9 protein-coding genes and 1 pseudogene are annotated in these 10,854 nt (G+C 73.4%); 6 read left to right on the top strand and 4 right to left on the bottom strand.

From position 1 onward, the window contains the following. Positions 1–442: 442 nt before the first annotated feature. The gene (locus ADL12_RS14455) at positions 443–1,030 is read right to left on the bottom strand and encodes an Rv1733c family protein (RefSeq protein WP_062702323.1); all 588 of its coding nucleotides are present in this window, start codon (positions 1,028–1,030) and stop codon (positions 443–445) included. A gap of 276 nt (positions 1,031–1,306) precedes the next feature. Here ADL12_RS14455 and ADL12_RS14450 point away from each other — a divergent pair, with 276 nt between their 5' ends. The 4 genes from ADL12_RS14450 (at position 1,307) to ADL12_RS14435 (ending at position 5,170) form a co-directional block, all read left to right on the top strand. Beyond that, entirely contained in the window at positions 1,307–2,392 is a 1,086-nt protein-coding gene (locus ADL12_RS14450) for a WD40/YVTN/BNR-like repeat-containing protein (protein WP_062702321.1), read from the top strand. An 82-nt stretch (positions 2,393–2,474) separates the two neighbouring features. Continuing rightward, positions 2,475–3,152 (top strand): uracil-DNA glycosylase, encoded by a 678-nt coding sequence (locus ADL12_RS14445; protein ID WP_062702319.1) that lies wholly within the window; start codon positions 2,475–2,477, stop codon positions 3,150–3,152. Further along, entirely contained in the window at positions 3,149–4,126 is a 978-nt protein-coding gene (locus ADL12_RS14440) for an N-acetylglucosamine kinase (RefSeq protein ID WP_062702318.1), read from the top strand. Before ADL12_RS14445 ends, ADL12_RS14440 begins: the two co-directional genes overlap by 4 nt. Positions 4,127–4,246: 120 nt before the next feature. Then, positions 4,247–5,170 (top strand): sirohydrochlorin chelatase, encoded by a 924-nt coding sequence (locus tag ADL12_RS14435; protein ID WP_107119912.1) that lies wholly within the window; start codon positions 4,247–4,249, stop codon positions 5,168–5,170. A gap of 115 nt (positions 5,171–5,285) precedes the next feature. Here ADL12_RS14435 and ADL12_RS14430 read toward each other — a convergent pair whose 3' ends face one another. The 3 genes and pseudogenes from ADL12_RS14430 to ADL12_RS14420 all read right to left on the bottom strand — a co-directional run bounded on the left by ADL12_RS14430 (position 5,286) and on the right by ADL12_RS14420 (position 9,220). Next, positions 5,286–6,365: a lactonase family protein gene (locus ADL12_RS14430; RefSeq protein WP_062702315.1), complete on the bottom strand. Its 1,080-nt coding sequence runs from the start codon at positions 6,363–6,365 to the stop codon at positions 5,286–5,288. Positions 6,366–6,460: 95 nt separating this feature from the next. Then, positions 6,461–7,484, bottom strand: a pseudogene (locus ADL12_RS14425) (nitric oxide synthase oxygenase). 245 nt (positions 7,485–7,729) lie between these two features. Beyond that, a complete protein-coding gene (locus ADL12_RS14420) occupies positions 7,730–9,220 on the bottom strand; it encodes an FUSC family protein (protein ID WP_062702313.1) in 1,491 nt (496 codons plus the stop codon). Positions 9,221–9,415: 195 nt separating this feature from the next. Here ADL12_RS14420 and ADL12_RS14415 point away from each other — a divergent pair, with 195 nt between their 5' ends. Together ADL12_RS14415 and ADL12_RS14410 are read left to right on the top strand one after the other, a co-directional pair. Next, positions 9,416–9,898 (top strand): Lrp/AsnC family transcriptional regulator, encoded by a 483-nt coding sequence (locus ADL12_RS14415; protein ID WP_062702311.1) that lies wholly within the window; start codon positions 9,416–9,418, stop codon positions 9,896–9,898. 19 nt (positions 9,899–9,917) lie between these two features. Further along, entirely contained in the window at positions 9,918–10,613 is a 696-nt protein-coding gene (locus ADL12_RS14410; RefSeq protein ID WP_062702309.1) for an HAD family hydrolase, read from the top strand. Positions 10,614–10,854 lie beyond the last annotated feature (241 nt).

The following is a 10,854-nucleotide window of genomic DNA, read 5'->3' as shown; positions in this document are numbered from 1 at the left end:
CAGGGCTGATCGGCCGACGGACACCAACAGGACGTGGAGCCGGGCACGACTGGTCGAACAGCAGACACCACCGGACGCGGAATCGAGCACAACTGATCGAGCGGCGGACACCGTCGGACGCGGAGTCGGGCAAGGCTGATCGGGTGGGCCATCGTCGGGTTCCTCCCGGGACCGCGCAGCCAGGTGGCCCGGCACAGGTCCGCGTCCCGGGCCGCTTCCTGGACGGACGTGGGCCTGAATCGCCGCATCCTTGGCCGTCGGTGCCGCCGACCGGCCTCGTTCGCCGTCGAGGCCCCGCGTCCTTCGCGGGCCGCGGCCACCGCCGGGCGTCTTCCCCGGCGGCACCGAGACGCCGTACCGGCGTGATCCGACGGGCAGAGCAGCAGCCACGATATTCACGGGCGGGGCAGCCACGGCACTTGGCTGGTCCCTCGCACAGTCGTCACCCCGGCGTCCGCCCGCCCCACAGTGGGCCGAACCGTGCCCATTCGTAGCCCCACCGGTCGATGCGCCGGCTCTCCAGGCGGCGGCGGAGGGCGCGGCCGGCGAGGAAGGGCACGGACGCGGCGCACATGCCTGCGAGGCCGCCGACCAGTGCGGCTCGTGAGCGGGCCTCGGACGGGGTGGCGGGCTGGGTCACCAGGCGGCCCTGGGGGTCCGTCCAGACGGTGACCGGCGTGCCGACGCCGCTGCCGGGCCGGACCCGGGCCTGACCGGTGTGCGCGGAACCGTCCTGCGCGCTCCAGCGGACCTTCGCCCACACACTCACGCCGCTCAGCGTGCCGGAACGCGCGTCGGTCGTGCCCGGCGCCTGCTCGGTGAGCAGGGCGACGACGGGGCGCCACTCGACGCGCTCCCGGGCCATTCCCTGCTCCACCGTGCGGGCCGTCGCAAGGCCGGCGAGCACTCCGACGAGGACGGTGAGCGCCCAGGCGGCGAGCAGTACCCAGGCTTCCACCGCGTCGGCCCGGCGCTTGAGCGGATTGCGCCGCCAACGCCACAGCCACACCTTCGGACCACGGAACGCCATCGAAGGCTTCCTCCTCATGAGCGCACGAACATGCCGGACCCACCTCCCTCCCATACGGGAGACGGCAGGCGGATGCTCACGACACATACCGGGAGTCGACCGTGGCACGGGTCACGCGGCCCCCGTGGGGGTCTTCGCGAAACCGCCCCGCAGCTCGCGGAGGCGAGCTACCCTCGCCCCCTTGACCTGCGACATAGCCCTTTCCAGAGGTGACTGTCAGTGCCGGGGTGCAGACTGGCCGGTGTCTGAGACAAAGACGTCGCGGAGGTGATCGGCATGACCGAGGTACTGCTCGCCGTGGGCACGCGCAAGGGCCTGTTCATCGGGCGGAGGCGAGGTGGCAGCTGGGAGTTCGACGAGACTCCCTACTTCAACGCCCAGGCCGTGTACTCGGTCGCCATCGACACGCGGGGCGGGCGTCCGCGGCTGCTGGCGGGCGGCGACAGCGCGCACTGGGGTCCGTCCGTGTTCCACTCCGACGACCTGGGCCGTACGTGGACCGAACCGGCCCAGCCGGCGGTCAAGTTCCCGAAGGACACGGAGGCTTCCCTGGAGCGGGTGTGGCAGCTGCACCCGGCAGCCGCGGAGCCGGACGTGGTGTACGCGGGCACGGAACCGGCCGCGCTGTACCGCTCGGAGGACCGCGGCGAGACCTTCGAGCTCGTCCGCCCGCTGTGGGAGCACCCGACCCGGTCGAAGTGGGTGCCGGGCGGCGGCGGTGAGGGCCTGCACACCGTGATCACCGACAAGCGCGACCCACGCGCCGTGACAGTCGCCGTCTCGACGGCAGGGGTGTTCAAGACGGCCGACGGCGGCGCGAGCTGGACGCCTTCCAACTCCGGTGTCTCCGCGGTGTTCCTGCCGGATCCGAACCCGGAGTTCGGCCAGTGCGTGCACAAGATCGCGCAGGATGCGGCGACTTCGGACCGCCTGTATCTGCAGAACCACTGGGGCGTGTACCGCAGCGACGACGCGGGCGCGCACTGGACGGACATCGGCGAGGGCCTGCCGTCCACGTTCGGCTTCGCGGCGGCCGCGCACCCCCACCGCGGCGGGACGGCGTACGTCTTCCCGATCAACGCCGACTCCGACCGCGTGCCCGCCGACCACCGATGTCGCGTGTTCCGTACGGCGGACGCGGGCAAGACCTGGGAGCCGCTGTCGGCGGGGCTGCCGCAGGAGGACCACTACGGCACGGTGCTGCGCGACGCGATGTGCACGGACGACGCGGACCCGGCGGGCGTGTACTTCGGCAACCGCAACGGCGAGGTGTTCGCGTCGGCCGACGACGGCGACAGCTGGCAGCAGCTGGCGTCGCATCTGCCGGACGTGCTGTGCGTGCGGGCCGCGGTGACCGCATGAGCCGTCCGAGTCGCCGGGGCTTACGGGCCGGCCTTGGCCACTGGTTGATCACCGCTGCCGGTACGGCAGTAGGGTGACGCCCGTGGCACCACGACCCTTGCATGAAATCGTCGAACCGGGCTGGGCGAAGGCCCTGGAGCCCGTTGCCGAACGGATCGCCGGGATGGGCGACTTCCTGCGCGCGGAGATCGCCGCGGGACGCACCTATCTGCCGGCCGGGCCGAACGTCCTGCGGGCCTTCCAGCAGTCGTTCGACGACGTACGGGTCCTGATCGTCGGACAGGACCCGTATCCGACACCGGGACATGCCGTGGGGCTGTCGTTCTCGGTCGCGCCCGAGGTGCGTCCGCTGCCCGGCAGCCTCATCAACATCTACCGGGAGCTCAACACCGACCTGGGGCTGCCGCAGCCGTCCAACGGCGATCTGACGCCGTGGACCCAGCAGGGCGTGCTGCTGCTCAACAGGGCGCTGACGACGGCCCCGCGCAAGCCGGCCGCCCACCGCGGCAAGGGCTGGGAGGAGGTCACCGAGCAGGCCATACGTGCGCTCGCCGGCCGCGGCAAGCCGTTGGTGTCCATTCTCTGGGGCCGTGACGCCCGCAACCTGCGCCCCTTGCTCGGCAAGCTCCCGTCGGTGGAGTCCGCCCATCCCTCCCCCATGTCCGCCGACCGCGGCTTCTTCGGCTCCCGCCCGTTCAGCCGGGCCAACGACCTGCTGATCCAACAGGGAGGACAGCCGGTGGACTGGCGCCTGCCGTGACCGACTCCTCCGGGTTCCTCGCCGTCGACTCCGGAGGATCGGGGCTGCGCGTCATCGTCGGCACCGTCGACCAGGGGGCACCGGCCCGGCGGGAGTCTCGCGAGCCGGTCCGCATCGGGGACCGGGGCATCGACCCCGGGCACCTGATGGAGCAACTGGTGCCCATGGTGCGGGCGTTGGTCGCCGAGAGCGGAGTCGCTCGGCTAGGTACGGCCGTGATCGGGGCTGCCGGGCTCGCCACCCTGGGCGATGCCCTGCGCGCCGAACTGCCGGCCGCGCTGGAGCGGGAGTTCGGCATCGGGCGCCTCGCCCTCGTCGCCGATGCCGTCACCGCCTATGTCGGCGCCCTCGGGCCCCGGCCCGGCGTCGTGGTCGCCGCCGGTACGGGGCTGATCGCGATCGGCACCGACCTGACGTGCTGGCACCGCGCGGACGGCTGGGGGCATCTGCTCGGCGACTGCGGCAGCGGTGCCTGGATCGGGCGGGCCGGGCTCGAGGCGGCGCTGCGCGCACACGACGGGCGGCCCGGCGGGTCGGCGGGGCTGCTGGCCCGCGCCGAGGAGTTGTTCGGCCCGGTGCGAGGGCTGCCCGGCAAGCTCTATCCGCGCCCGGACCGTCCCGCCGTCCTCGCCTCCTTCGCGCCGCACGTGGCCGCCTGCGCCGACGGCGACCCGGTGGCCGCGGACATCGTGCGGGCCGCCGCACGGCACACGGCCGAATCGGCGGCCGCCGTCTGTCCGGCCGCCGGAGAGCCCCACATCGCGCTCACCGGCGGCCTGTTCAAGCTGGGCGCCCCTCTTCTCGTACCGCTGGAAGAGGAGTTGTCGAAGCGGCTGCCGCATGCGCGGCGGGTGCCGGCCGCCGGGGATCCGCTGCAGGGGGCGGTGCGCATCGCGACCGATCTGGCGGCGGGCGCGCTCACTCTGCCGAGTGACGAGGCGATGCTCTGCGTGAGGACCGGAAAGAGGGACTGATCCACCTACGCCGTCCGCTTCCGCACCGCACGTAACTCAATCAGACAAATATGGACGGATACCGCTCACCTGCACCCTCCCCGAACAGGGGAGCCCAGGAAGCCAGTAACATGCGTCGCCATGAGCTCCCCCACTGGGCCCGCGTCCGGCCTGCCAGTACGAATGCCGCGACCTCGTCAGCCCGGGCGGCACCGCCGACCCGAGCCCCTGGCGGCTCCCGAGGGCGCGCCCGCGCTCGTTCTCGCGGTGCCGGGCACGCCGAGCGCCGCCACCCGTGGCCTCGCCGAGGAGGTCGTGAGCATCGCCCGCTCCGAGCTCCCCGGTCTCGACGCCCGGATCGGGTACGTCGACGGCGATGACGTGGAGTTCCCCACGCTCCAGTCCGTGCTCGTGCACACCGCCCAGGAGCGCACCGCCCGCTATGAGCAGGCGCTCGCCGCGGGTGTGGAGGTCAAGGAGCCGGAGGGCCCCGTCGCCGTCGTCGTGCCGCTGCTGGCCGGCCCGGACAGCGCGCTGCTGCGCGTCATCCGCCAGGCCGTGATGGACAGCCGGGTCGCGGCCGACCTCACCGATGTGCTCGGCCCGCACCCGCTGCTCGCCGAGGCGCTGCATGTGCGCCTGTCGGAGGCCGGTCTGGCCCGCGCCGACCGTGCCCGGCTGTTCACCGTGGCGACCGCCGCGGACGGCATCGTCCTGGCCTCCGTCGGCGGCGAGGAGGCCGTGCAGGCGGCCGGCATCACCGGCATGCTGCTTGCCGCGCGCCTCGCTGTGCCGGTGATGGCGGCGGCCCTGGACCAGGAGGGCTCGATCACGGCCGTTGCCGAGCAGCTGCGCTCCTCGGGCTCGCAGCAGCTGGCGCTGGCGCCGTACCTGATAGGGCCGGAGATCGACCCGAGCCTGATCGCGGAGGCTGCCCAGGAGGCGGGCTGCTCCGCCGCCGAGGCGCTCGGCCCGTATCCGGCGATCGGGAAGCTCGCCCTGTCGAAGTACACGACGGCGCTGGGCATCGCACCGCAGCAGCCGCAGGGCACGCCGGTCCGCTGACGCGCATGTCACAGCCGTAGTAGTGCCGAAGGGCCCTCTCCGCACCCGGGAGCGGGCCCTTCGGCGTCCCCTGGACACCCCTCGGGCGCCCCTGGGAGATCCCTTCGGTATCCGGTCATGCCTCCTCGGCGGCCTGGCCGATGACCACGCAGGACGCTGCGGGCGCCTCGATCGAGCCCTCGTAGCGCGGGAGTCCGGTGGCCGGGTCCACGGCGAACCAGGAGACGTCACCGGAGCGTTCGTTCGCGACGTACAGGAACCCTCCCGCCTCGGTGATCGCGCGCGGCCAGTGCCCGGCGCAGGTCACGGTCCCCACCAGCCGCAGCTCCTCGCCCTCCACGGCGAACGTCGACAGCACGTCCTCGCCGCGCGTCGCGGTCCACACGAAGCGGCCGTCGGGCGAGGCGACGATCCCCGACGGATAGGCGTCGCCGGCCGGGGCGCCCGGCAGTACCGGCGTCTCGGCCAGCGGCTTCAGCGTGCCGTCGTCGGCGTCCCAGTGGCAGACGGTGACGGTGGGGGTGAGTTCGTTGAGGACGTACGCGTACCTGCCGTCCGGGCGGAACGCCAGGTGGCGGGGGCCCGAGCCCGGCCGCAGGGCGATCTCCCGGTGTACGTCGAGCGTGCCGTCGGCCAGTGTGCACACCCGCAGCGAGTCCGTACCGAGGTCGACGCTGACGACCCAGCGGCCGCTCGGGTCGGGCTGCACCTGGTGGGCGTGCGGGCCCTGCTGGCGTGGCGTGTGCAGGCCCGAGCCGGTGTGCTGGAGGACGGCGGACGGGGCGTCCGCGAGGGCGCCGTCAGGGCGGACGGGCACGACGGTGACGCTGCCGGAGCCGTAGTTGGCGGTCAGCACATGGCCGGCGAACACGCTGAGGTACGTGGGTCCGCTGGCACCCACCGGCACCGGTGATCCGATGAGCTCCGGTTTGCCCCCGCTCAGGCGGTAGGCGGCCACCGCGCCCTCGGCGGTCTCGCTGACCGCGTAGAGCGTGTCGCCGTCGGGCGACAGGGCCAGGTATGCCGGGTCGGGCATGTCGTCCACGCCGCTCAGGACGGTCAGCGCGCCACTGCCCGCCGCCACCGACGCCGCGGTGATGCCATGACCTCCCGCCGCCGTGAACGACCCGACAAAGGCCCGCACCCCCCGGCTTTCTCGCCCTTCCCGCCTTTCCCGCCTGCCGACGTCTGCCACCGCTGTCCCCTTCCGGTCGGGTTCCGTCCGGGGTGACGGTAGCAGCGGATCATCATCGGTCTAGACCAAGGTCACCTAATCGTCGGCGAGTTCGGTCATGTCGCGCCCGAAAACGCCCTTCGCGCGGGCCCTGGCCTCAGCGTGGTGCACGTAGGCGGGATCGGCGGCACGATCCACGACCAGTCGGCGCCCACCCGGCGGCCCCTGCGCTCCTCGCGGCCGAGATGGTCGAGGAAGCGCCGGGACTCTGTGTGGTGGTCGGTGACGGTGACCCCGGCGCGGTCGAAGGAGTGCGGTACCGAGCGGCTCAGCTCGACGAGGGCGCGGTCCGGCGAGATTGCGGGCGCCGATCTCGGTGCCCATGTACCAGCCGTTGAACGGGGCCGCCGGGTAGCAGGTGCCGCCGATCTCCAGGCACATGTCGGCGAGCGCGGGCACCGCGTGCCAGCGCAGGCCCAGCGAGCGCCACCAGGTGTACTCGGGGTGGCTGAGCGGCACTTCGAGCACCGCGCCGTCCGGCAAGCCGAAGCAGCGGGGGGCGTCGTCGCCGGTCCCCTGCACGAGCAGAGGCAGGACGTCGAAGGGGGTGCCGGGGCCGCCGGGCCAGCCGAGGCGGAGGGCGAGCGCGGTGATGCCGGTGTTGCGGGGGGCGCCGGTGACGCGGCCGTCGGGGCGGGTGTAGCCGGCGTACCGGACGAGTTGTTCGTTCCAGATGCGCGGGCCCGGGCGGCCGGGCTCGTCGGGCGCGAACACCGTGACCATCGGGCGGATCCGGCCGTCCCGGGTCGCGTCCCTGAGGTGCCCGGCGCATGCCTCGGCCACCCCGTCCGCGTCGCGCACGTCCCTCAGGTCGCGCACGTGCAGGGACCGCCAGTAGAGGCGCCCTATGCACCGGTTGGCGTTGCGCCAGGCGACGCGCGCGCCGAAGGCCAGTTCTTGCGGGGTGTGGCGGTACGTCCCCGTGTCCGCGATCGCCTGGTGCGCGGTGGCGATGCAGAGCGAGGAAGTCGGTGGCGGCGCGGACAAGGGCGTACGGCGGCGGGGCGGGCCGCGCGGGAATCGGCGGGCCGTCCTTCGGCGGGCGGCCCTGGAGCCCGACCGACCGGACGGGGCCGGCACCGGTCACGGGTTCCCGGTACGGCGCCGTGGCGCGAGGGAAGTTCCGCATGGCACACCCCCAGGAGACTCGCCCGCGGGCCGCTCCCGCGCGGCTCGCGGGTTCCGTGCGTCCGATGGCGCGGGGTTACCCGGCGGACGGCCTGATCCACCCTCCAGGTGGCCGATAAAGCGACATGACGGCCGAGCTGCTCAAGGCCCGAGCGACTTGACGGCCGAGGCCGCCGGACCGCCCGGGCCCGGCGCTCTCACGCTCCGACGAGCCGCGAACCGGACGGCGTGCGCAGCGGCTGGGCCAGCTCGGCCAGGGCCCGCTCCAGACCGTGCAGATGGGCCAGCGCGGGGTCCGACACCGTGGGCTGCTCGGCGGGGGCGGTGATGTCCGTGCCGCCGGTGAGCGCCTCGACCGCGGCCTCGACGCGCCAGCACGCGGCGGCCAGGCGGGCGTCGTGCGAGGCCTCCGGGTCGGCGGCGACGGCGGCCAGGCCGCGGATCTCGCGGGCGCAGTCGTCGAGGAGGGCGAGGACGCGGCGGGCCCGCCGCTTGCGGGCCGGCATCGGGTTCAGCGGGTGCACCAGCGGGGCGACCGAGAGCCGTACCCGGCCGAGCAGCTGTTCCAGTTCGGCCACGCGGGAGGCCGGGTCGGCGGTCTCGTCACCGGCGAGTCGGGCGGCGGCCTCGGCGGTGGCCGCGTGGACGCAGCGCAGGGCCCGCTGGATCCAGGCGTCCGTGACGGTGTGCGTGGTGACGGGCAGGACGAGCAGCACGGCCAGCACGGCGCCGAGTGCCCCGACGCCGGTCTCGGCGAGGCGCAGCGCCAGCAGGGCGGGGTCGAGGACGCCCAGGAGGCCGTAGAGGAGCTCGGCGAGCACGGTGACGCACAGCATCATCCAGCTATAGGAGACTGCGGCGGTGTAGAAGATGCCGAAGACGCAGACGGCGAGGAGCACGGCCGTCGGGATGCCCGCGCCGTTCAGCGGGACGGCGACGAGCAGGCCGAGGCCGATGCCGATCACCGTGCCGAGGACGCGGCGGAAGCCGCGGACCAGGGTCTCGCCGCGCGAGGTGGTGTTGACGAAGATCCACCAGGTGGCGCCGACGGCCCAGTACCAGCGGTGCCCGGACACCAGCTGGCCCACGACGAGGGCGAAGCCCGCGCCGGCGGTGGCCTGGATCGCCTGGCGCGTGGTCACCCGGGCCAGACCGGTGCCGCCCGGTGGTGCGGGTACGGGAGCCGGGGGCAGGCGGCGCTCGTAGCACCACAGGCCGAAGCGGACCGCTGCCGCGGTGAGCAGGGACAGCAGTACGGCGGCGTAGAGCTCGGGCAGCTGTCGCGGGGTCGCCTGCAGGAACTGCGCCACGAAGAAGGTCATGAACGCGAACACGCCCAGGCTGTGACCGCGCGGGCCCCAGCGGCGGGCGTAGACGCCGGCACCGACCACGGCGAGGAAGGTGAGGTCGCGGGCGACGGGATGGTCGTGCAGTTCGGCCGCCGCCGCGAGGACGGGGAGGCCGACGAGCGGCAGCAGCACGGTGGTGACCGCCTGCCCGCGGACCGTGGCGTCGGTGACGGTGAACAGGGCCAGCAGCGCGGCGAGCCCGCCGGTGACGGCGCCGACGAGCGAGTGTCCGGCCAGGCCGCAGACGACGACTGCGAGCCCGATGCCGAGGACGGCCCGCACGGCGAAGCGCAGCCTCGCCCGGCCCGGGTCCGGCGCCACGAACACCCTCTTCAGCACTGCTTTCCGCCCCTTTGCACCGGCATGAAAAAGGCGCCGCGGAGGTCCGCAGCGCCATCGACGGTCCCATTGCAGCATCGCGACGGCGACTGGCTCAAGTGACGTCGAATATGCTGGTCCATTGGTACAGAGATTCCGGTCCTGGATCGTCCACCAACGGGCCAACGGACCACGTACGAGGAGAGGCCGGACGCCATGGCCGTGGACGAGCTCGACACCCGCATCCTGCGGCTGCTGCTGGAACAGCCCCGTACGAGCGTGCGCGAGTACGCCCGCATCCTCGGCGTCGCGCGGGGCACTCTGCAGGCCCGGCTCGACCGGCTGGAGCGGGACGGCGTGATCACCGGCACGGGGCCGACGCTGTCCCCCGCCGCCCTCGGCCACCCGGTGCTGGCCTTTGTGCACATCGAGGTCACCCAGGGCCATCTCGACGACGTGGGCGACGCGCTCGCCGCCGTACCGGAGATCGTCGAGGCCTTCTCGATCACGGGCGGTGGGGATCTGCTGACCCGGGTGGTGGCCCGCGACAACGCGCACCTGGAGGACGTGATCCAGAAGCTGATCAGCCTGCCCGGCGTGGTCCGCACCCGCACCGAGGTGGCCCTGCGCGAGCGCGTCCCGCAACGGCTGCTGCCGCTGGTGGAGTCGATCGGGCGGGCGGCGGCGGCCCGGAAGTGACCTTTGACATCCTGGGTCCATGAGCGGTCTCAACGGCACCTCGGTCATCTTCGATCTGGACGGAACGCTCGTGGACAGCGAGCCCCACTACTACGAGGCGGGCCGGCAGGTTCTCGCCGAGCACGGGGTTCCCGACTTCACGTGGGCGGATCACGAGCGGTACGTCGGCATCAGCACGCTGGAGACGGTCACACTCTGGAAGCGGGAGTACGGCCTGCGGCCTTCCGTCGACGAGTTGCTCGCCGCCAAGAACCGCCGCTATCTGGACCTCGCCCGCACCGCCACGCGCGCGTACCCCGAGATGCGCAAGTTCGTGGAGCTGCTGGCGGCCGAGGGCGTCCCGATGGCCGTGGCGTCCGGTTCGTCGCACCGGGCCATCACGGCGATCCTCGCCGGCACGGGCCTGGACGCCCATCTGCGCACCGTCGTGTCGGCCGACGAGGTCGAGCGCGGCAAGCCCGCCCCCGACGTCTTCCTGGAGGCGGCCCGCCGGCTCGGCTCGGCGCCGGGCGACTGCGTGGTCCTGGAGGACGCGGCCCCCGGCGCCGCCGCTGCGCACGCGGCCGGTATGCGCTGCATCGCGATCCCGTACGTGGCCGCCCAGGCGGACGCCCCGGAGTTCGCGACGGCCGGCCTGCTGCTGCGGGGCGGTCAGGGCGAGTTCACGGCGCGGGGAGCGTACGACTGGCTCGCACGGTCGGTGCCCTCCTCCTGACCACCGGCTCGCACGAGCCGTTCGCCATTCGGCTGCTCCGTCGTCGGAGGCCGAACCCGCCACGTCGGACCAGTGGGTGCGCAGGGCCCTGGAGTCCTGCGTCTGGCAGCACTGGCCGGCATGCGGGACGAGTTGGAACGGTCGCCGGAGCCGATCCTTGGTGCGACTCACGGATCGCGACCGCGTTCCTGGACAACCTCGACCGGCTGCTCGGCGAGCCACCACAGCCCCAGCCCCGGCC

This window comes from Streptomyces regalis (assembly GCF_001509475.1).
Taxonomy (GTDB): domain Bacteria; phylum Actinomycetota; class Actinomycetes; order Streptomycetales; family Streptomycetaceae; genus Streptomyces; species Streptomyces regalis.
This window is presented reverse-complemented; position numbering and strand designations above follow the sequence as displayed.